This is a genomic window from Cupriavidus lacunae, assembly GCF_003353055.1.
In the GTDB taxonomy this organism is placed as follows: domain Bacteria; phylum Pseudomonadota; class Gammaproteobacteria; order Burkholderiales; family Burkholderiaceae; genus Cupriavidus; species Cupriavidus lacunae.
In genome coordinates, this window is record NZ_QKWJ01000064.1 from 1 (window position 1) to 21,336 (window position 21,336).

17 protein-coding genes and 1 pseudogene are annotated in these 21,336 nt (G+C 62.0%); 10 read left to right on the forward strand and 8 right to left on the reverse strand.

Annotation, left to right across the window (positions count from 1 at the left end):
- The first annotated feature begins 281 nt into the window (after positions 1-281).
- The 3 genes and pseudogenes from DN412_RS31615 (at position 282) to phbB (ending at position 2,649) form a co-directional block, all read left to right on the forward strand.
- Positions 282-845: a phasin family protein gene (locus DN412_RS31615; RefSeq protein ID WP_115215181.1), complete on the forward strand. Its 564-nt coding sequence runs from the start codon at positions 282-284 to the stop codon at positions 843-845.
- 218 nt (positions 846-1,063) lie between these two features.
- Positions 1,064-1,875, forward strand: a pseudogene (locus DN412_RS31620) (IS5 family transposase); the annotation flags it as partial.
- A 30-nt stretch (positions 1,876-1,905) separates the two neighbouring features.
- The gene (gene phbB, locus DN412_RS31625) at positions 1,906-2,649 is read left to right on the forward strand and encodes an acetoacetyl-CoA reductase (RefSeq protein WP_115215215.1); all 744 of its coding nucleotides are present in this window, start codon (positions 1,906-1,908) and stop codon (positions 2,647-2,649) included.
- A gap of 195 nt (positions 2,650-2,844) precedes the next feature.
- Here phbB and DN412_RS31630 read toward each other — a convergent pair whose 3' ends face one another.
- The 6 genes from DN412_RS31630 to DN412_RS43570 all read right to left on the reverse strand — a co-directional run bounded on the left by DN412_RS31630 (position 2,845) and on the right by DN412_RS43570 (position 9,606).
- Positions 2,845-3,405, reverse strand: a complete 561-nt coding sequence (locus DN412_RS31630) for a hemerythrin domain-containing protein (RefSeq protein WP_115215182.1) — start codon at positions 3,403-3,405, stop codon at positions 2,845-2,847.
- A gap of 849 nt (positions 3,406-4,254) precedes the next feature.
- A complete protein-coding gene (locus DN412_RS44830; RefSeq protein WP_244222852.1) occupies positions 4,255-4,761 on the reverse strand; it encodes a hypothetical protein in 507 nt (168 codons plus the stop codon).
- Positions 4,762-5,147: 386 nt separating this feature from the next.
- Positions 5,148-6,839, reverse strand: a complete 1,692-nt coding sequence (locus DN412_RS31640; RefSeq protein ID WP_115215183.1) for a SulP family inorganic anion transporter — start codon at positions 6,837-6,839, stop codon at positions 5,148-5,150.
- A 579-nt stretch (positions 6,840-7,418) separates the two neighbouring features.
- Complete coding sequence (hmpA, locus tag DN412_RS31645) at positions 7,419-8,630, reverse strand: NO-inducible flavohemoprotein (protein WP_115215184.1); 1,212 nt, start codon at positions 8,628-8,630, stop codon at positions 7,419-7,421.
- A 436-nt stretch (positions 8,631-9,066) separates the two neighbouring features.
- Positions 9,067-9,297, reverse strand: coding sequence for a tyrosine-type recombinase/integrase (locus tag DN412_RS31650; protein WP_244222853.1), 231 nt, complete (start codon positions 9,295-9,297; stop codon positions 9,067-9,069).
- 135 nt (positions 9,298-9,432) lie between these two features.
- A complete protein-coding gene (locus tag DN412_RS43570; protein WP_161564078.1) occupies positions 9,433-9,606 on the reverse strand; it encodes a hypothetical protein in 174 nt (57 codons plus the stop codon).
- A gap of 192 nt (positions 9,607-9,798) precedes the next feature.
- Here DN412_RS43570 and DN412_RS31655 point away from each other — a divergent pair, with 192 nt between their 5' ends.
- The 6 genes from DN412_RS31655 (at position 9,799) to DN412_RS31680 (ending at position 16,401) form a co-directional block, all read left to right on the forward strand.
- On the forward strand, positions 9,799-10,638 hold the full coding sequence (locus DN412_RS31655; RefSeq protein WP_115215186.1) for a universal stress protein: 840 nt from the start codon (positions 9,799-9,801) through the stop codon (positions 10,636-10,638).
- Positions 10,639-10,784: 146 nt separating this feature from the next.
- Positions 10,785-11,624 carry a universal stress protein gene (locus DN412_RS31660; RefSeq protein WP_115215187.1) on the forward strand — a complete coding sequence of 280 codons (840 nt, stop codon included), beginning with the start codon at positions 10,785-10,787 and terminating at the stop codon, positions 11,622-11,624.
- Positions 11,625-11,737: 113 nt separating this feature from the next.
- Positions 11,738-12,562 carry a universal stress protein gene (locus DN412_RS31665; RefSeq protein WP_115215188.1) on the forward strand — a complete coding sequence of 275 codons (825 nt, stop codon included), beginning with the start codon at positions 11,738-11,740 and terminating at the stop codon, positions 12,560-12,562.
- Between the two features lie 55 nt (positions 12,563-12,617).
- Entirely contained in the window at positions 12,618-13,976 is a 1,359-nt protein-coding gene (locus tag DN412_RS31670) for an MBL fold metallo-hydrolase RNA specificity domain-containing protein (protein ID WP_115215189.1), read from the forward strand.
- Positions 13,977-14,413: 437 nt separating this feature from the next.
- Positions 14,414-15,757 (forward strand): PAS domain-containing sensor histidine kinase, encoded by a 1,344-nt coding sequence (locus DN412_RS31675; protein WP_115215190.1) that lies wholly within the window; start codon positions 14,414-14,416, stop codon positions 15,755-15,757.
- Complete coding sequence (locus DN412_RS31680; RefSeq protein ID WP_115215191.1) at positions 15,754-16,401, forward strand: response regulator; 648 nt, start codon at positions 15,754-15,756, stop codon at positions 16,399-16,401. The genes DN412_RS31675 and DN412_RS31680 overlap by 4 nt, the downstream gene beginning before the upstream one ends.
- Before the next feature lie 389 nt (positions 16,402-16,790).
- Here the strand turns inward: DN412_RS31680 and DN412_RS31685 are convergent, their stop codons facing one another.
- Both DN412_RS31685 and DN412_RS31690 read right to left on the reverse strand, forming a co-directional pair.
- The gene (locus DN412_RS31685) at positions 16,791-19,487 is read right to left on the reverse strand and encodes a bifunctional acetate--CoA ligase family protein/GNAT family N-acetyltransferase (RefSeq protein ID WP_115215192.1); all 2,697 of its coding nucleotides are present in this window, start codon (positions 19,485-19,487) and stop codon (positions 16,791-16,793) included.
- 166 nt (positions 19,488-19,653) lie between these two features.
- Positions 19,654-20,076, reverse strand: coding sequence for an Hsp20/alpha crystallin family protein (locus DN412_RS31690; protein ID WP_115215193.1), 423 nt, complete (start codon positions 20,074-20,076; stop codon positions 19,654-19,656).
- Between the two features lie 517 nt (positions 20,077-20,593).
- On the opposite strand from DN412_RS31690, the gene DN412_RS31695 reads away from it, so the two are divergent.
- Complete coding sequence (locus DN412_RS31695; protein WP_425267459.1) at positions 20,594-21,235, forward strand: helix-turn-helix domain-containing protein; 642 nt, start codon at positions 20,594-20,596, stop codon at positions 21,233-21,235.
- Positions 21,236-21,336 lie beyond the last annotated feature (101 nt).

Here is a 21,336-nt window from a genome sequence, read left to right on the forward strand (position 1 = left end):
TCGTATTCTGCCCCTGAAGGGCTGTGTCAGGCATGTTCATTTGCGTGCTCCTTTCGAGAAACGAGACTGCGAATCTTCGTTTTACTCCAGGGGCTTACCTTCGCGGCCCTTCATAGTATCTATTGCTTTAGCTTGTAGCGATTGCCGGCGTCGGCGCTCTTGCGTCCGATCGGCGTGGCCTGCCAGGGTCACAATGCTGCAATCGTTATCCACTCGATTTCCGTCCCGTCGGAGCTCTCATCGGATAGCTCAGGTGGCGGGTCGCATTTAGGAGACGCAAGATGACGCAGTGGTCCCCCGAGCAATTCATTAAGGTCCAAATGGCAGGCATTGAAACCTTGACCGGGCTGACCGGCAAGGCCTTTGAGGGCTTCGAGAAACTGCTGGAGTTGAATCTGCAAACGGTGAAGACGGCGCTGGCGGAGACACGAGAAGGCGCAAAGAAAGCGCTCTTCGTCAAGGACCCGCATGAATTGGTCGAATTGCAAATCGAATTACTTCAACCCGCAGCCGACAATGTATTGGCGTATCGCCGTCAACTATACGAAATCTTCGCTGCCACTCGGGCGGAGTTCGAGAAGGGCGCCGAGGTCCAATACGCGGCAGGCAAGCAGGGTCTGCAAGACTTCCTTGGAAGCGTGGTGAACATAACCCCAGCCGGCCCGGCGGCACCGTTGGCTGCTTGGCAGGAGGCCGTGAATGCGACCGCCACGCTCTATGAGTCGATGCAAACGACGGCAAAACAGGCCGTGAAATTGGCCGAGAGCAGCTTCAGTACTGCTGCAGAGGCGGCCTCGAAAGGCATGCAACGTCGTGCAACACAGGCCTCAAAGGCAGCTGTGTAAGTCGGCGTTGGCTCTCGGCATGCGGCTTCACGGTGCCGAGGGCCAACCAGATTCCTGGAGATATGGGGGACTCGGTGAGCAGGGCAGGGCGCCGCTTCTTCCAGGCGGTTGTACCAATGCTTAGGCTTAGAGACCATTTCAAAAAGACCCCGAGGGGGGCTGTTAACCCTTTCGGCAAGCTGTTAACCTTGGCCATCTGAACAACTGGAACCAAGGGGATGGGTGCGCCGATCATTGATGACGAGCTGTGGGCTTTGATCGAACCTTTGCTGCCGCCTCCGAAGCCGCGACGCAAGAAATATCCAGGCCGCCGCCCGGTTTCGGACCGGGCTGCACTGAACGGCATCCTGTTCGTGTTCAAGACCGGGATACGCTGGTGCGACCTGTCGACCAAGTTGGGATTTGGTTCGGGCCCGACCTGCTGGCGGCGCTTGCGCGACTGGCAGAAAGCCGGCGTGTGGGACCGACTGCACAAGCTGCTGCTCGCGAAGTTACGCGAGACCGGCCAACTCGATTTTTCACGAGCAGCCGTCGATTCGTCGTCGGTGCGAGCCGTTGGGGCGGGCGAAAAACTGGCCCGAACCCCACGGATCGCTCGCGACCCGGTTCGAAGCATCACATCCTCGTCGATGCGAATGGCGTCCCCATCAGCGCAATCCTGACCGGCGCAAACCGCAACGACGTCACCCAATTGCTGCCGCTCGTCGATGCCATTCCGCCGATTCGCGGCGTACGTGGCCGACCGCTTCAGAAGCCCAAAGTCATCTACGCCGACCGCGGCTACGACTCCGAACCGCATCGCCAGAAACTTCGCAAACGCGGCATCTAGCCGGTGATTGCAAAGCGCCGCACCGAGCACGGCAGTGGTCTCGGCAAATTTCGCTGGGTGGTCGAGCGCACTCATGCATGGCTCCACAACTTTCGTCGCCTTCGCATTCGCTTTGAGCGTCGGGCCGACATTCACGAAGCATTCCTCAAATTCGGTTGCTCCCTCGTCTGCTGGAACATTTTCAAGCGTACGGAGCAGTCTTTAGCGAATGGTCTCTTAAAGGATAGAGACATGACCAAGAAAGTTGCCGTAGTCACGGGTGGAATGGGCGGTCTGGGCGAGGCTATTAGCATTCGCCTTCATGATGCTGGTTATGAAGTGGCTGTCACGCATTCTCCTGGCAATACCAACGTCGCGAACTGGCTGGGGAAGATGGAGGAAAGCGGGCGCAGGTTCGAAGCGTATCCCGTTGACGTCGCCGAATACGAGTCATGTCAGCTGTGTGTGGCAGCAATTCGGGAGGAACTGGGCTCAGTCGACATTCTGATTAACTACGCCGGGATTACGCGCGACGCCAGCTTTAAAAAGATGGACAAGGTGAATTGGGATGCGGTCATGCGAACCAATCTCGACTCGGTGTTCAATATGACGAAGCCAGCGTGCGAGGACATGGTCAAGCGCGCCTGGGGGCGCATCATCAACGTGTCCTCCATCATTGGTTCCAAAGGCGGTTTCGGGCAAACCAACTACGCTGCGGCCAAAGCCGGCATGCACGGCTTCACGAAATCGCTGGCGCTCGAGGTGGCCAAGAGCGGCGTGACGGTCAACACTGTCTCGCCTGGCTTCCTTGCCACCAGGATGGTGACGGCTGTGCCACAGGAGATACTCGATACCAAAATCATTCCGCAAATCCCGGTAGGCCGTCTTGGGAAGCCAGAAGAGGTGGCGGCATTGATTGCGTATCTATGCTCGGATGAAGCGGCCTTCGTGACAGGGGCGAACATGGCCATCAACGGCGGGCAGCATATGCAGTGAGGTCCGATGCTCGGTCGAGTGCGTAGTTGGGCGGAGCATTGGATTTCGTCCGCTTGGAGTTGAGGGCGGGCGTGACCTCGCCTGGCCGCTGGCCTATGCCGGCCGGCCCCGGAAGCGCGCTGAGCATTCGTGATGCTCCGAGCCGCGGGGTAAGCACACCAATGGGCCGCGGTGATCAGTGAACAGCCCACAATATCAACGCATGGATAATTTTGTTTCTCCGTCGATCTCTTCACGCAAGGTCGAGAAACGGTCTTGTACATTTTCTCCAAATAAGGGATCGGAACTAGCCGGGACAGTGGTTGCGACCTCTGCCCAATCCTCTTCGGTCAGTCGTTGCGCGGCACGCGGCATGACGTGTTTTTCCTCAGTGGAGAGATGATTGCGATAGTAAGCAAGATACATGGCGGCGGCTGCTTCCAGGGCTGCTCGCGACGTTATGACATCTCTCTCTGCTTCACGTAGTCGGTTGACCAGTTCCTCGCCCACCGCGGCAATCACACGATGCTCCTGTAGAAGCCGGCTGACCACAATGTGCATGTCTGGATCTCGCTCAACGAGCAGGGCGTATGCAACATCCTCGCGCGGATGGTGAACACAGTCGCCATAGCTCCGCATATAATCGATGATCATTCGCATCAAGCCGTAGTTCGGCTGCTCTTCCCCGTAAAACGCGCTCACCTGCTTTTCCAGCAGGTCGAGCAGTCTGGCGAAATTGATATGGTCGGAATGCCAGACAGCAAGTTGGTTGGCCATGGCGCCCTCCAGGGGAAACTGGTCAAGTAGACCATTGAGTCCGATTCCACATCGAACTTCCGAGATCCTAGTGACACAATAGTCTTCCTTCACCAAGTGGGGCTGATATAGATCAATAAGACCTCTGATGCAATGACGGTTCACAGCCGAATCGCTTAGCATGTCGATGGAATCTTCAAGCCCGGGATGCGCGCTTCCTGCACCCTGCTACCCAATGTCAACACGGGAAGGGACGGCATGTTCTGGCGGACAACCTCAAGCGCCCTGAAGTGCTGTTCACTGCCACTTTCCGGAGCGGCAGTAGGCAACCGCATCATTGCCGACCTGCCGGTAATCGACGTGACTAGGGCGCCGGTCCCATCGCCCGGGAGAATAGCGCCGGGCGTTTCTAGGGATGTGCTGCCCAGGGCCGAGTCAACGTTGAGTTTCGATTGCCAGCCTTAGCGTGCGTCAGGTGTACCGTCTACCATGTGAGGCGCTAGGGGGCTCGAAGAGTGCGCCCATGCTGGGCGCACATGTAAAACGACCCGGCCGCTCATGCGACCGGATCGTCAAGTCCCGCCCTTCAAGCTATGCCGTTCGCTTCCGGAGCCTTAACTGAACAGCATTACTCCAGGGAGACCTCCCTGGATGCATGGGACACATCGCTTGCGCGCCGGCTGGTCGCCCGCACGCAATGTCATTGGGCCGTTCCGGCGAAATTGGACCCGTCAGGTGGGGAGTGGTTCGACAAGTTCGATCGCGTGTACAAGTTCGCCGTTCACCAAAGGTGGCGGGCGGCGTGCAATGCGGTGAGCATTTACTCGCTCATAAAGCGAGTAATGTGGCAATCTGTAGAAATACTAATGATTAGTTCTTGATGGATGTTTTAATGGAAAAATCAAGAAACTCCTGCTTCGAAAGTTTTGATAGCTTAAACTGTATAAATCCATAGCCCATTGCTGTATGGCAAGCATTGCAACCGTTTGTCGCTGCCGAGAAACGGTGATTAAATTGTTTGATGTCTTGTTTTTCGATAGCTTGCGCCAGTGGTGCGAGGTAAGTTTGCTCATTGGCCTTTAGCATTGCCGCGTGCTGTGGCCTAGTTATTTCCCCCACTTCCTGCGTCTCAAGCAACTCCTTGAGCTGATACTGCGCCAGTCCCCAATTGCCACCGTTTGCTGCCCAATAAATATTGGTGAAACGGTAAGCCATCTCATGCATCACGGCTCCAAGCCCCGGCTGAATGGATGCAAGGGCCTTAACTCGATTCTCAAGCGGCCCCTGCTCGATGCTTTTTTCTGGTTCTCCTCTGGTCTGTGCTGTAGACCAAGTTCCAAGGCCGAGTAAAAGGAGAGCGAATAGTCCGCGCAGCATGATGTTCCCTCACACGGGTGCCCAATCGGGGGTGTTTTTGGCTATGCCAGCCTCGTTGAGTTGGCGACGTGAACGCCAATTCACAATAGATCATGATGACGAAAAGACAAGACCGCGCCAGCAGATGTCCGCCGCCACGCAGAGAGGTCGGGCTTTTGCGAGATGCGGCAGAGCGTCGAGTCCGATCAACGACTCCCAGGTTAAAGCGGAACACCGAAGGGCTAACCTTGCCACTTATGCCAAGGTTAGCCTTGTCACGAGCAGTTCAGCATCATCGAGGCGTGTCGTCGCCGCAAGGCTGCTCGCGTCACACTGAGGCGGTCGCACCGGCGGTGCCGGTCTGATGCAGGGGGAGCACTCCCGTCGGATCTACCCTAAGCAGGTTCTCATGCCTGGCCCAGTGACCGGACGCACTCGTCCACGCTCAGTTCATGCAGCGACTCGCGCGGCAGGGTCTCGCTGGCCGCGCGTGTCAAGACAGCCAGCACGGGTGGCTTAAGCCGCACCAGCAGCAGGCGCTGGCCCTTGGCGGCCACCTCGGACGCGAAAGTATGCAGCGCCTCGATCGTCGAGCCATCGATGTCCGGCGTCTCCTCCAGGCTGAAAACAAGCGTATGGAGCCCCGGCCCGGCCGCCTCGCGCAGGTGTCGCGCCGTGGCCAGCATGCGTTCTGCATTGGCAAAGAACATCGGTGCTTCCGGTCGTACGATCAGCACGCCCGGCAGAGTCCGGGCCTCAGGGTGAGCCGCGATGTCAACGTAATCGTGGCTGGAGCCAAGGCGCCCCAATTCGCTGACTCTTGGCTCGGAGAAACTACGCAGTGTCAGCATCAGGCTGATCCCGATTGCCACCAGCAGTCCGTCGAGCACGCCGAGCAGGAGCACAGCGACACATGCTGCGACCACCAGCAACCGGTCGCGGCGCCATGTCCAGTAGGGCCTGAATGCATCGATACGCAACGTATGGCTCACGGCATGTATCACGATGGCCGCGAGCACGGGCTCGGGCGTTCGTGCAAGCTGTGGCAGCAGCGCGGCAACAATCAGCGCGATGACTGCTGCGGCGCACCAACCCGCCAGGCGAGACTGGGCCCCGGCAGCTTCATTAGCAGACGTAGCGGAATAGCCCGCCCCGACTGCCATGCCATGCAGCAAACCTGAGCCAATATTGGCCAGCCCCAGTGCGACCAGGTCGCGGTTGGGTGAGGTCACATCTCCGTACTTGAGCGCAAAGCTGCGGATCGAGCCGTACGACTCCGCATACAGGATCAGCACCAGCGCGAAGGCGAGTTCGCCAACGCGCAACCACTGTACGCGCTGCAGGTCGGGCAGGCCGATGGTGACGTCTGCCAGGTCGATCGTGCCGACTTCGGCAATGCCGTAGTGCGTCAGATCGGTGGCATAGGCTGCGGCGATGCCCAGCACGATCACCACCAGCGGTCCCGGCACCCGCCGCAAGCGCGCCAACGCGAACAACAAAGCCAGCGCCGCCAGGCCCGCGGCGAGCGCGTTGAGGTTCCATGCCGCCGATTCGTGCAGGAACTGGTAAGCGAAACGTGGCAGGTCGCTATGCGTCGGGTGGATGCCGGCTACGCCCGCAATCTGCTTGAGAATGATGGTGGCGGCCAGGCCGAACGTGAAGCCGCGCAGCACCGGCTTGGCGATGAAGTCGGTAATGCCGCCCAAACGCGCTATGCCCGCAAGCACCATGAAAACACCGGCAAGCGTCACGATCCCGGCGGCGAACGCCAGGCGCAGCGCAGCATTGGCACCGCTCGTTGACAGCGTGGCCGCGGCCAGCACCGCGGCGGAAGACGAGGTGGCCGACACCACCGCGAAGCGGCTCGCGCCCGCAATACCGTATATCACCAGCCCGACCAACAGGCCGACCAGGCCGGCTTGTGCAGGCAGATTGGCGATGCCAGCGTATGCAACGGCTTCCGGCAGAAGCAGGCCGGCAATAGAGCAGCCGGCGACCGCATCTCGCCCGAGCCGTTGGCTTCGCGTCAGCGCCGCGTCATTGGCCCTGGCGGAATCCGGCGGGGTGGACGAACCGGGGGCATCAGACGCAGGACACATAGTCAGTGTAGTTCGGGCGGTCGGCGGTCCGCCTATTCTGCCACTGATGGATGCCATCAGAATGACGCCGGCGTCGTTGTGCACGGGTCTCCCTTATGACAAAGCCCCGGTGGTGTCCGGGTGACTGGCGTCCTTCTGTGGCATCCATGATCGGTCTGACCAATGCCGACGCGTCAGCCAGAATCTGCTGTCTTGGGACAAGCCCAAATACAACAACGGGGTCATCCCTCTTTCAAGATCACATCATGCAATGCCCCGACTGTGGACAGGCCGAACTGGTTCCTGTCTCACTCCCGCTGCCCATCACTGTAAGGGCCGGATGCGATACGACGAATCATGTTGCCCATGTGTGGCGATGTCCCGTGTGTGAGACGGGGATCATCAGCGATGAGGAACTGCAACTAGCGATCTCCGCCGTTCCCGAGCATTGGCGGATGACCGGCACCGCGTAAGTCGTCACTTGACAAGAGCAAGACGGACGCGTTTCGCCACGCCGGGCTGACAGAAACATAAGCGGTTGCCGTCCGGTCGCCGATCTTCTTCGCCAAGTCGGCGGCGGACTGATGGACTGGCTTAGTGCTATTCGGCAAACAGGTCTGGGCCGAACACTTCATAGTGGATACGTGCCTCGCGAATACCCAAATGCTTCAGCGCGTCATGTTGCATCCGCATGAACGGGATCGGTCCGCAGATATAGTAATCGGCGTCAGGCAGCAGGATCGAATCCTTGATCGACTTGACATCAACAAGCCCTGCGTAATCGTAGTCCCGGCCTGCGACATCCTGCGGCAACGGCTCGTCATAGAACACAATCAAATCGAAGTTAGCATACGTCTTGGCGGCCTCACGCAGTCGGTCACGCATGGCGTGAACCCCACTGTTTCGTGCGCCATGAACGAACACCACTTGCCGTTGCGGGTCCTGTATTGCCCGCTTCAGCATGCTAATCATCGGGGTCAGACCCACGCCGCCGCTGATCAGAACAATGGGCGTCTTGGCGTTAACGTCGATATGGAAGCTGCCATATGGCGCGGCCAGCTTCACCTCGTCCCCCAAATTGACGTGATCGTGCAGCAGACAGGAGACATAGCCCGCTGGCTGTGTTCCGCCGCCTTCGCGCTTCACCGAGATGCGATAGCTGCGCCCGTTTGGCATGTCGGACAGGCTGTACTGGCGAATCTGTTGCAGCCCGAGTGTGGGCACATTGACCGCGACGCTGATGTACTGACCGGGTTCGAAGTTCACCACCGGCCCACCATCAGCAGGTTCTAGGATGAACGACGTGATCACGCTGCTCTCAGGCCGTTTCTCTCGAACGACAAAGGTACGCCAGCCCGTCCAGCCACCGGGTTGTTCTGCCGAACGCTCGTACAACTCGCTTTCCATGCCCATCAGGACATCGGCCAGATTCCCATAGGCTTGTGCCCATGCGGAAATGATGTCGTCGGTTGCAGCGTCGCCCAAGACTTCCTTGATGGCCGCCAGCAGGTGTTCCCCAACAATGGGGTACTGTTCCGGTTTGACGCCGAGACTGGCATGCTTATTGGCAATGTTCTTCAGCACGGCCATCAGGCTGCTCGGGTCCTCGATATTTTCCGCATACGCATAGACTGCACGTGCCAGCGCCTGCTGCTGCTGGCCCTGTTCCTGGTGGGCCATGTTGAACACATTCTTCAACTCGGGATGCGCTTCGAACATGCGTTTATAGAAGCACTTGATGATGTCAAAGCCGTGTTCGGCCAGAACCGGTGCCGTTGCTTTTACGATGTCCTTCGTCTTCTGGGTCAGCATTGCTTCTCTCCGTTGCGCGGGCATGGGGGTCGCCAAATCGGGAAGGCTAGACGATGGCCTACCTCGTCGCCTTGACCAACGTCAAGTCTAGGTGAGGCGGCCTTGATGGGGCAACGCGCAGCCGTTGTTGAAGGCTTGAACGCAGGCACTTCCATGGCGGAGATCAAAGTCGTCTACGCTGCGTCACTTCGTCGTTTCGCCATCACGGCTTTTTCCCAATAGGCGAACGTAAGCCGCTGCTCGTAGACTGGCCCCAAGTCGGAACGAATGTACCCAAAGGCGGCCACCCATACCGGGCCGCAACCCCACTTCTACTTCGTTCCGACGCCCTACCCACCAACCCGCTTCGGAGGGTTGCTTGTTTGTACTTCCGAATCGATCGATCAGGAGGGGCATCGGCGTTAAGACGTACATCAGTCGAGGCGGCCCTGTTCGGTCAACCAATCTTCTTTGCCAGTTCGGCGGCGGACGAGTGGTAGTACCTTTTGAGCACGGTCAGGCTGCGGTGCCCAAAGACTGCCGCCAGTTCGATCCGGTTCGGTAGTTTTGCCGCCAGTCGAGTGATCGCTGTATGACTAAGATCGTGCCAGGGAAGATCGGTCAGTCCCGCCTGTTTGCATGCTTTCTTAAAGGCGGTATGGTGGGCCGCTGCTTCAATCGGAAACACCCGTCCATCAATGCAACGCAGTAGGAACGGGTGCAGTCAGTGAGTAAGCCGGACAAGTGGCAGCGTCAAACTAAGTCTAATAAAACAATCACTTAGTGTCGCGCGCCACCCAGTCCCCCGACTTGCCCCATGCTTTTACAGCAACTTCACATTGCCGATGACCATCCCCCGATCCACCGCCTTGCACAGGTAAGTGAGAGCGGGTTCAGTGCTTTCCATCCGGTCCGGCAGGTCCACGGGGGCGTCTGACGACGGCGGCACTTCGACCCACTCGAACACCTCCGACGCTTCGCCAAGCGCGCGATCCAAGGTTTCGATAATGTCACCGGTGCAGCGGCGCTGTTGACCCGTACGCGGCAGGCGACGCGGATTGCCAAGCGTAAGGCGGGCCGCCGCTTGATCTTGCGCAAGCGCGCGCCCCTTATTCCTTGCTTTGAGCGGTGGGACAAATAGAGTCCTGAAGGAAGCGCTAGATAGTCGTTTGTCCAGGAGACATCTGCCATGACCTTCGCAAGCATTATGGTCCACATGGACACTGGCCGCCGCAGCCACCTGCGATTGTCGCTCGCGGTGAAGCTGGTGCACGAATACCAGGCTTCGCTGACCGGCTTGCTGGCGGTGTACGCGGCGGACCCGGCCTGGGTGCATCGGGTACCCGATGGAGGGCGCTACCTTGAAGCCTACAGGCAACGGATGGAGGAAGCATGCCACGTCGCCCAGTGTGCCTTTGACCGGGCGACCGAGGAACTGCTGGTACCGGTGGAGTGGCGGATTGCCGAAGGCCCGCCGCTGGTAGCTGTCCAGCGTGAGGCGCGGCTGGGCGACCTGCTTATCATGGGGCAGGACGATCCCGACGACCCGACGGCGTTTGTCGCCAGCCACTTCGTCGAGACGATCATCTTGGAAGCCGGCCGACCGGTGCTGGTCATCCCAAGCGCAGGCTGGTTCCGCCAGATCGGCAGGCGCGTCATGGTCGCCTGGAACGGCAGCCGCGAATCCACCAGGGCGATTCATGACGCCTTGCCGTTCCTGCGGCGTGCCGATTCAGTCGATGTGGTGTCATGCGCTGTCGTGGGCAAGCGCCGGGATGACTGGCTTGCGCCGGCGCAGTATCCCGTTGCCTGGCTAGCAAGGCATGGTATCGCCGCCCGGGTGCATGAAGTACCGGTGGGCGTGGATCTGAGCACCGGGGAGGCGTTGCTGTCCCAGGCCGCTGACCTTTCGGCCGACCTCATGGTCCTTGGTGCCTACGGGCACTCCCGGATGAGCGAGCTGGTGCTTGGCGGTGTGACGCAGACGCTGCTCACGTCGATGACCGTGCCGACGCTTTTCTCGCACTAGCCGTCGGCTCCCGCGGGACGACAGTACGCAAATCGTGCTGCCGAAGCGCCAGCCCGTTGACCTGTATCAAGTGCCCGTCGGCCTTGCTGTCTAGACTGGGCTTGTGGCTTGAGCAAGGGGCGAACATCGGGGCCGGAGGCGATCTGATGGATTACCGAACGATTCTTGTCGAGCTTGGGTCCGACGCCGGTTGCGCCGCCCGTATCCACATGGCTGCCGACCTGGCTTCGTGCTTTGGCGCGCATGTCATTGGCGCCAGCGCGACTGGACTTCGCATCGATCCCGTGCGTGGTGCCGGCGACGACGCGGCGCGGTATGCGGAGCTTGCACGCCGCCGCTTGCTGGGCCAGGTTGCATCGCACGGGGAGTTGCTGGGCAATACGCTGGCTGATACAGCCCCCGGGATCACGTTCTCGCATCACGTGGTGGAGGAAGAGACCGGCTGGGTCCTGGCGCAGGAGGCGCGTGTAGCCGATATCGTCCTGCTCGCACAGCCAGGCGCTACGGGGAGCGGCGTTCCATCGCTTGCGCCCGAGGTGGCCGAGTATGTAATGCTGAACGCAGGGCGGCCGGTGATTGTCCTGCCAGCCGAGGTTCGCCGCCTGCATGGCGGCCATGTCGTGATTGCGTGGGATGGCCAGCGCGAAGCTGCGAGGGCGGTAGCCGATGCGATGCCACTGCTTCTCCGCGCCAGGCAGGTGACAATACTCGCCGTTTGGGGCCGGCCCGGCACGCCCGATGGGAATTCGGAGCCGGTCGCAGGGCTGCGTCACTATCTGCAGCGGCACGGTATCGTCGCTGCCGTGCGGACCGAGCAGACTTCCCTGCCGGTTGGTCCTGTCATTTGCGATGTACTCGAAGAGCTTGGCGCAGACTTCCTGGTGGCGGGGGGCTATGGCCACTCCCGCATGCGCGAGCTTGTGATGGGCGGGACAACGCGGACGTTGATGCGTCAGACCAAAGTTCCTGTCCTGTTCTCGCACTGACAAGAGGACACTCGCATACCATTGCAATGCCTCGGAGGGACCGATGAAGGAACGGGCTGGCGCACGCCACATCTGGTTCCGAGGCCCATTCTTCAACCTGGCAGGATGACTCGATGACCTTCAGGACGATCCTCGTCGACCTTCGGGAAGACAGCGCGAGAGCGGCTCGCATTGAAGCAGCGGCAAGACTTGCCATGCTGTTCGATGGTAGCGTCGTCGGACTGACAGCGACGGGCACGCAACTGGAGCCTTTTCGTGGCGCGGGCGAGGACGCGGGGAAATATGCAGCGCTAGCGGCCGGGACGATCCGCAGGCTGGCAGCCGAGCACCACGCCGTCTTGCAAAAATTGGTGAAACAGGTGGGGCCATCTATACCAGCCAGGCAGGTTTTGATGGAAGCCGAAGCGGGCTGGGCACTTGCCACGGAAGGCCGCTTTGCCGACCTCATCCTTCCGGCGCTGCCATTGGCCGATGAGAGCGTGCCGGCCCCCATGGCCAAGGCCGCCGAGTATGCGCTGCTGAATTCAGGGCGGCCTGTAATGCTGGTGCCGGGCAAGGTTGGGTTGCATGTTCCGGGCCGCATTGTGATTGGCTGGAATGGCAGTCGGGAGGCGGCGCGGGCGGTTGCCGATGCGCTTCCAATGCTTCGGCTCGCGTCCAGGGTTTCGATAGTTGTCATCGCGACAGGCGAGGGCGAGTCGGACGACGACGGCGTGCGCCTGACAACCTGGCTGGCCAGCCATGACGTGGAGGCTGCGCTGCACGTGGAAGACGGGGGCGATCCAGATCATGCGCTGCTTCGGGTCGCCAGGGACTTACAGGCGGATCTGCTCGTCGCGGGTGGCTATGGCCGTCCTCGCCTGAGCGAGCTTGTCCTGGGCGGCACGACACGCGCACTGACGCGGCAATCAGAGATGCCCGTGTTCATGTCGCATTGAAGATCCGGTCGGGCGCACGAAAGCGTCGCAAAGGCGGGAACAAAAGGACATAGGTATGCGTTTGCAATGCCTCGGTGCGACTGATACGGTCACCGGCTCCAAGTACGTACTCGATACCGGTCACCACCGTGTCATGGTCGATTGTGGCCTGTTCCAGGGGTACAAGACCTTGCGGCTGCGCAACTGGGATCCGCTTCCGCTTGAGCCTGCCAGTATTGATGCGGTGGTGCTGACCCATGCTCACATCGATCACAGTGGCTACCTGCCGTTGCTGGTGCGAAACGGGTTCCGAGGTAGGGTCTCCTGCACCACGGGCACTGCGCAGTTGTGCGGCATCCTGTTGCACGACAGCGCCCATCTCGCGGAGGAAGACGCCGCTTATGTGAACCACAAGGGCTTCTCACGCCACCGACCAGCAATGCCGCTCTACACCAGTGCTGATGCCGAGCGCGCCCTACGGCGGCTGCAGCCGATCCAGTACGGTAAGCGCTTCACGGTAGTCCCGGGCGTGGAGGCCGAATTCTGCCGGGCTGGGCATATCATTGGCTCGGCCATTGTTACGCTGTTTGTCCAGGGCAAGCGCATCGTGTTCTCGGGCGACCTCGGGCGCCAGCAGGATCTTGTCATGCGCGCGCCAGAGACGGTCCGGCAGGCGGATTACCTGCTGGTGGAGTCGACCTATGGCAACAGGCGGCATCCGGACACCAATCCGCTTAACTTGCTAGGGGAAATCGTCAGTCGGACTATTGGTCGCGGCGGCAGCCTGATCATTCCCGCCTTCGCGGTGGGCCGCACGCAGAGCCTGCTGCATTGCCTGCACCGCCTGCGCGAACTGCAACGGATCCCGGACGTGCCGATCTACGTCAACAGCCCCATGGCGATCGACGCGACCACGATCATCTCGCTGCATCCTGAAGAGTTGCGCATTGACCGCACCGAGTGCGCCGCAGCCTGCAGCCTCGCAACACCGGTGCAGAGCATGGAGCATTCGATCCGGCTGAACCAGGATCACAGCCCGAAGATCATTCTGGCTGGCAGCGGTATGGCAACCGGCGGCCGGGTGGTGCATCACCTCGCGGCGTACGGACCGGATCCGCGCAGCACTATCCTGCTGTCTGGCTTCCAGGCGGCGGGCACGCGTGGCGCTACCCTGGCGTCGGGCCGGCGCGACATCCGCGTACATGGCAAGGACATTGTCGTGCGGGCGTCGGTCGAGCAGATCGAGAACCTGTCCGCGCATGCGGACGCGGCGGAACTCATGACGTGGCTCGGTGGCTTTTGCGAGGCGCCCCGACGTACATTCGTCGTGCATGGCGAGCCCCAGGCCAGCGATGCGCTGCGCCAGCGCATCGAGCGCGATCTCCACTGGGCGGTCACCATGCCGGAGTACCGGCAGACATATCAGCTCGACTGACACGCGAGGCCTGCAATCTTCGGTGACGTCAATCGACTTCGCCATCGACTGCAGGGCAATCCTTCTCGACCTTTGCAAAGAGGCCGTGAGGGCTGCCCCGTAGAAGCGGCGGCACGGCAGGCCATGGAATGTCAGGCGTGAGGCCGCGCGGGCGGTCGCCGATGCATTGGTGTGGAGTTCGCGCGCACTACCCCCAAAGGCAGTGCGTCTCGACTGAACGTTGGCTTGCCGACAGACGCCAGGCGTTTCCTCGACCACTATCAAATGTGCGGTCTAACGCGCGTCAGATTGTGCCGCCACGCGATTTGACACAAACAATTGTGCAGCGACCGTGGAATGGCGTCTAGATGTCTTGTATAGCATATTTGACGGCGGACACCATTGCCTTCTCAGGCACAAACTCTATAGTCCATTCGCAGGCCAACCGAAACGTGAACATGTCTCAGCAAGCGCCTTCCCTCGATACACATCCGAGGCGCCTGGCCAGTCCACACGCTAGGTGGCGGGCGGCGGACGTCGCCGTCGGCCTGAGTGCCGTGCTGCTTTGCGTTGGGCTGGCGTACTTGCTGCAAGCCGTCGTGGAGCGCTACCGCAATCTGGTACTCGGCCCGATGGTGCCCGTCCTGGGCGCAGGCAGCGGGCTGCTGCTGGGACTCTACCTGATCCGTATGCGCAGGCTCAGGCAGACAGCCGCGGACAACCTTCAGCGGGTTGCCGAGAGCGAGGCGCGGCTGGCCGGCATTATCCGGTCCTCGATGGAGGCAATCATCACGGTGGACAGCGAACAGCGGGTCCTGTTGTTCAATCCCATGGCGGAGAGCTTGTTCGCCTGGACGGCCGCTGAGGCGATCGGGCGCAAGCTCGGTGACTTCATCCCACAGCGCTTTCGCGCCGTCCATGAGGAGCACGTGCGGCGCTTCGGCATAACGGGCGTGTCGGAACGCCAGATGGGCACGCAGCGCACGCTGCGTGCCTTGCGCAGGGACGGTAGTGAATTTCCAATCGAAGCGTCGATCTCTCAAACGTCTGACCGGGGCGGCAAGCTTTACACCGTGATGTTGCGCGACACGACTGAGCGGGTCCGCGCCGAAGAAGCGCTACATCGCTCTCGGGAAGAGTTGGAACAGCTTTCTGACGGCATCCTGACGGCACGTGAAGAGGAAAAGCGCCGCATCGCCCGCGAATTGCACGACGACCTCGGCCAGCGCCTCAGTGCCCTGAAAATGGATCTCGCCATGCTGGAGGCCGATGTGGCAGAAGGAAGAAATGCTGCCGGCCTGTCGAAGGAAATTGCTGCAATGCATTCCGTCATCGACGACACGGTGGCGTCGGTCAGGCGTATCGCCACGGACCTGAGGCCAGCACTACTGGACGAGCTCGGGATGGTCCCGGCGATTGAATGGCTGGCCAACGATTTTTCGAACCGGTACGGCTTGGCCGTATCCGTGGTCGCCGAGGACGACGAGGTACCGGAAAAGGTCGCTGTCGCCGCGTTCCGTATCGTCCAGGAGGCGCTCAGCAACGTTATCCGACACGCCGATGCCAGTAGGGCAACGGTTTCCATCGGCAGCGAAGGACCAATGCTGCGGCTCGAGATTCATGACGACGGTACTGGGTGGAAGGAGCGGCCAGCGGGCGATGGACAGCGCAAATCGCTGGGGCTGCTGGGAATCCGCGAGCGGGCACGGCTTCTCGGCGGCGACGTACTCGTCCAGAGCGCGCCGGGTGAGGGGTTCCGCCTGATTGTTCGCTTTCCACGCGAACAGGGAGACCGTGCATGACACGCGTGATGATTGCGGACGACCATGCCGTGGTGCGGGACGGCCTGAGGCACATCCTGGAACGGGCGGGGGTGTTCCAGGTGGTCGGCGAAGCGGCTGACGGCGCGCAAGTGCCAAGAATGGTGAAGGAATGCAGCCCGCAGGTCTTGCTCCTAGACCTGTCTATGCCTGGCAGGAGCGGCCTGGAGTTGATCCGCCTGTTGCGCAGCGAAGCCCCCGCCGTGCGTATCCTCGTGCTGACCATGCATGCGGAGGAGCAATATATCGTCCGTGCGTTTCAGGCCGGAGCGGCGGGCTACCTGACCAAGGAAAGCGCGGCCACGGAATTGGTGTCTGCCATCGGGCAGGTAGCTCGGGGCGGTACCTATGTGAGCCAGGCGATTGCAGCCAAGCTGGCAAGCGGTCTGAAGGACCGGAGCGACGACTTGCCGCACCTACGGCTATCCGATCGCGAGCTGGAAGTGTACCGGCGGCTGGTGCTGGGCGAGCCGATCACGGCAATTGCCACGGCACTGTGTGTCAGCGCCAAGACCGTGAGCACCTACAAAATGCGCCTCATGGAAAAGATGCAGATGCCCAATGAGGCCATGTTGCTGCGCTACGCGATGCGCAATCATCTGTTCGACGACGACGCCGACGTGTAGCGAGTGTCGAGACCGAGCGAGGGCGCGCTTATCGTGGCGCGGCGAGCGCTGACAGGGCGAGTCGCAATGCCTGCAGCCCCAGTGTCTTGTCAAAGCAGTAGTTCGCCCCCGCCGTCAGGCAAGCGCGCCTGAGGGGTAGACCGACTCGGATCTGGCATGCCCGACCGCCGCAGTTGCCGCCGCGGCGTGGCCGGCGACGGATCGGGCTGGGCCTGCGTCGGCACCGTGCAGGCGCAAAGCAAGCCGCCAGCAGCAGGGTCCGGCAGCCAAATTCACGTTGAAGCTTCATGGTAGGACAGGTCCGCGCGGGTTCATGAAAGAGAGAGCCGCCTCCTCGCCTGCTACCAGCGTAGGCCAGGGCAGGGCACGCCAATTGCGATGGCGCAACCCTAAGCGGGAACGCCGGCATCCCCATCGCCCAGCGCAAGGTGCAGACTGACGCCATCATCGCCCGGTGCCGCGCTGGTCTTGAAACCGCAGGCGCGCGCCAGCGTCAGCATGGGCCGGTTGTTATGCATGGTGCAGCCCACCAGTACGCCGATGCCTTTTGCGCGCGCGTAGCGGATCATCTTCTCAAGCAGCAGCTTTCCCAGTCCTTGTCCCTGGCAGTCCGAGCGCACGGCGATGCCGAACTCTGCCTGCATATCGTCCGGATCGGCGACTGCCCGCACCTCTCCCAGGATGGAAGTCTGACCGCACGCATCGGTCGCCGTCGCGATGAACGCCATCTCACGCGCATAGTCAATCTGCGTGAGCCTTGCCAACTGGCCGTGTTCCGGCTCGCGGAACGTGCAGAAGTAGCGTGCATGGATATCTTCCGGCGTCAGCTGGCGGAAGTAGGCCTGGTAGGCCGCTTCGTCGGTCGGCTGCACCGCCCGCAGCACGATGATGCGGCCGTTCCGCTCGACGCGTTCCTCCAGCGACTCCGGATAGGGCTGGATGGCTAGCCGCAGGCGCGTGCCAGACACCGGCACCTTGATGGCGATGCGAGCATCGAGTGCGATGACGCCTGCCGCGCTCGCCAGCAGCGGATTGATATCGAGTTCCGCGATCTCGGGAACATCGCAGACCAGGCGGGATACCTGTACCAGGACCTGGAGCAAACCGTCCCCGTCGACGCCCGGGTGTCCGTGCCAGCCATCCAGCAGGCGCCCGATGCGGGTGCGCGACACCAGGTCTTGCGCGAGCAGCGTGTCGAGCGGCGGCAGCGCGACCGCATGGTCGCGAATGCGCTCGGTATTGACGCCGCCATGGCCGAACAGCAGGACCGGCCCGAACACGGGATCGGTGGTGGCGCCGACGATCAGCTCAAAGCCATCGCCGCGCCTGACCATCGGCTGGACGGTAAATCCTTCCACCCGTGCCTCCGGGGCTTGCTGCCAGATCCGACCCAGCATGGCGCTGCCGGCGCTGCGCACCGCGGCGGCGTCGGCGAGGTCCAAGGCCACGCCGCCCGCAGCGGACTTGTGTGTGATATCCGGCGACAGGATCTTGAGCGCTACCGGATAGCCGATCCGCGTGGCCTGGTCGACAGCGTCATCGACACTGGCGGCGGTTCTGGTCGCAACAACGGGGACGTCATAGGCGGCCAGCGCGGCCTTGGCCTCCGGCTCGGTCAGCAGCTCCCTGCCGGCGCGCAGGGCATTGCCGATGATCGTGCGTACCCGGTCTTTGTCTGCCGGCGCGTGCATGTCGGCGGCGGGCGGCGTGCGCATCAGCAACTGCTGGTTCCTGTGGTATTCGCAGGCCTGCAGGAAGCCGCGCACCGCTTGCTCCGGAGTGTCAAAGGTCGGCAGGCCGGCATGCTGGCACAAGCGCCGTGCCTGCTGCACGGCATCGGCCCCGAGCCAGGCGGTCAGCAGCGGCTTGCCGCCCGCCGGCGCGCTGACGAGCGCGGCAGCGATCTCCGCCGACGGCACGATGGCGGTGGGCGCGTGGATCATCAGCACGGCGTCGGTCTCCGGCGCCTCGCACAGGATGGCGTATGCCTGCAGGTAGCGCTCGACGGGCGCGTCGCCGATGATGTCGACCGGGTTCGCGCGCGGCCAGGTGGCGGGCAGCACGGCGTCCAACCGGGACAAGGTCTGATCTGATAGTCGGGCCACGGTCCCGCCGGCGCCCGCCAGCGCGTCCGTCGCCATCACGCCGGCGCCGCCGCCATTGGTCAGGATGGCCAGGCGCTCGCCACGCAGGCCACGCATGCGGGCAAGCATCTCGACGGCGTCGAACAGGCCCTCGGTGCTGTCCACGCGCAGCATGCCGGCACGGCGGATGGCGGCGTCATAGACGTCGTCAGCGCCGGCCATGGCGCCGGTGTGGGACGCGGCGGCACATGCTGCCTGCGCAGTGCGTCCGGCCTTGACGATCAGCACCGGTTTGTTGCAGGCGGCGGCACGCGCTGCGGACATGAACCTGGCGCCATTGCGGATCGCTTCCACATAGAGCAGGATGGCCTGAGTGTCGGCGTCGCCGGCCAGGTAGTCGAGTACGTCAGCGACGTCCACATCGGCGCTGTCGCCCAGCGAGATGAAATGGGAAAAGCCGATCTGCCGGGAACGCGACCAGTCCAGCACGGCGGTGGCGAGCGCGCCGGATTGCGTGGCGAACGCAAGCTTGCCTTGCCGGGCTGCGCCGGGCGCGAAACTGGCATTTAGGCCGATCCCCGAAGCGATCAGCCCGACGCAGTTAGGCCCGAGTATCCTCAGCAGCGAGGGCCGTGCCGCGTCCAGCATGGCTTGCCGCAAGGCGCCTTCGGCACTGTCCGGAGGGCCCTCGAAGCCGGCGGTGAGTACGATGGCCGCGCGCGTGCCTGCGGCGCCGAGCTCGGCGATGAGTCCCAGGATGGTAGTGGCGGGCGTGCACAGCACCGCCAGGTCCGGAGGTGCCGGCAGCACGCCCACGCGCGCGTAGCAGGGCTTGCCCGCCAGCGTCGCATACTTAGGGTTGACCAGATACAGCTGGCCGGAAAAGGCGCCCGCGCACAGGTTCGCCAGCACGGTCGCCCCCACGCTATGCGGCCGCAGTGTCGCGCCGATGAGCGCAACCGACCGCGGACGGAACAGGGCATCGAGGTTACGAACAGTCATGGCTGGCTCTCATGGCAACTGCCGGCAGCCCCAGCGTTCCGGGCCCGGTCGGGAGGGTCAGAGTTCACCTGGATGATGTTCGTCACCTCGGTGACCCCCCGGCGCCGCCCAAGAGGCCTCGAACGTGGCCTGAACCAACATCACGGTCTCCTTGTCGGGGCCGGGCTCAGCGCACCGTCACGCGCTGTTGGGGCGAGGCTTCCTTCTTGGGCAGCACCACCCGAAGCACACCATCCTGGAAGCTTGCATCGATCTTTTCCGTATCGATGTTGCTGTCCAACGTGAACGCGCGCTGCATTGAGCCGCTGTAGCGTTCCTGACGGATCACACGGTCGCCTTCCTTCACCTCGGTAGCCTTCTCGAGCTTGGCCGAGATCATCACCGTTCCACGGTCCACGCTGACGTTGATGTCTTCCTTCTTCACGCCGGGCAGGTCGGCGGCAATAGTGTAGCTGCTCTCGGACTCGCTGACGTCGACCTTGAACGGCAGTTCGGCGTATGGTGCAATCCGCCAGTTGCGCAGCATGCTCTGCAGCATGTCGCCCATCGGTTCGATAGAGAAAGGGTCGTAGCGCTTGATATTGCTCATCTTGGTCTCCTGGGATGCCGGCACGCAGCGCGTGCTGGATGCTTCTTACTTTGGCAAGTCGGGGCCATCGCGATTTGCTTTGCATCAAGAAGGCGGCTGATTGCCTCGTGCGTGGGCGACGGACACCGGCGTTGCGTCATATGCGATATATCCGGGACGCCGGATGTTCTGCATGGTTTGTCAGTCGATCCTGACAAACCATGCTGCATTCCTGACAGGCAACTCAGCACAGTCCTCTAGGCGCGGAGCCCGTGCCGGCCAATACTTCTGTCAAACACACAGCGGAGCGCATGCAGATGCGGACCGCCATACGAAGGGCGAATGAGGGTCGGAACCAGGGAGAGGGCCTGCGGGCCGGAGGCAAACCATGTTTGACATGCATACTGGGGTAGATGCCGCTTGGGACTCAACCGACATGTCCGGCACGTTCGCCAGGCGCGAAGATGCGATGCCTGCGGAGCAGGCGCCTAGCCATGCCCGGACCCGTTGCGCGACTTGCATGATGCGGAGCATCTGCATGGCCGCCAGCCTGGAGGCGAGCGAAGTCGCTCGCCTGGACAATGTCGTGCAGAGCTGGCGTTCGGTCAGGCAGGGCGAGCGGCTGTACCGGGCGGGCGATCCGTTTCGCAGCATCTACGCAGTCCGGGTCGGCTCGTTCAAGACCGTGGTGGCGCCCGCACGGGGCAAAGAGACCATCTCTGGCTTTTTCATGGCTGGCGATTCCCTCGGCATGGATGGCATCTGCCTGGAGACCCATAACTGCGATGCCATCGCCCTGGAAGACAGCGTGGTCTGCGTGATCCCGTTCCACTTGCTCGAGGCGCTTTGCCGCGAGATCAAGCCGCTGCAACGTCAGTTGCACAAGATGCTCAGCGCCGAGATCGTCAGGGAATCGCGCCAGATGATGCTGTTGGGCAGCACGTCCGCCGAACAGCGCGTGGCGGCATTCCTCCTGAGCGTCTCGGCGCGCTACCGGGAACGTGGCTATTCGGCAACGTCCTTTGTGCTGCGTATGACGCGTGAGGACATCGGCAGCTTCCTCGGGGTGACACTGGAAACCGTGAGTCGGACCCTGTCAAAGTTTCAGCAGGAAGGGCTGCTCACCGTGCAGGGCAAGTCCATCGAGCTGTTGAACCTGGACGCCCTGGATGCGCGGTAACACCGTCATACCCGACAAGGCATGATGTGAGCGATCCCAGCCCTGCGCCCGGATATTCTGGCCTGCCTGTCAACGCCGCGGTCGCCGCCACCCGCGAAGTC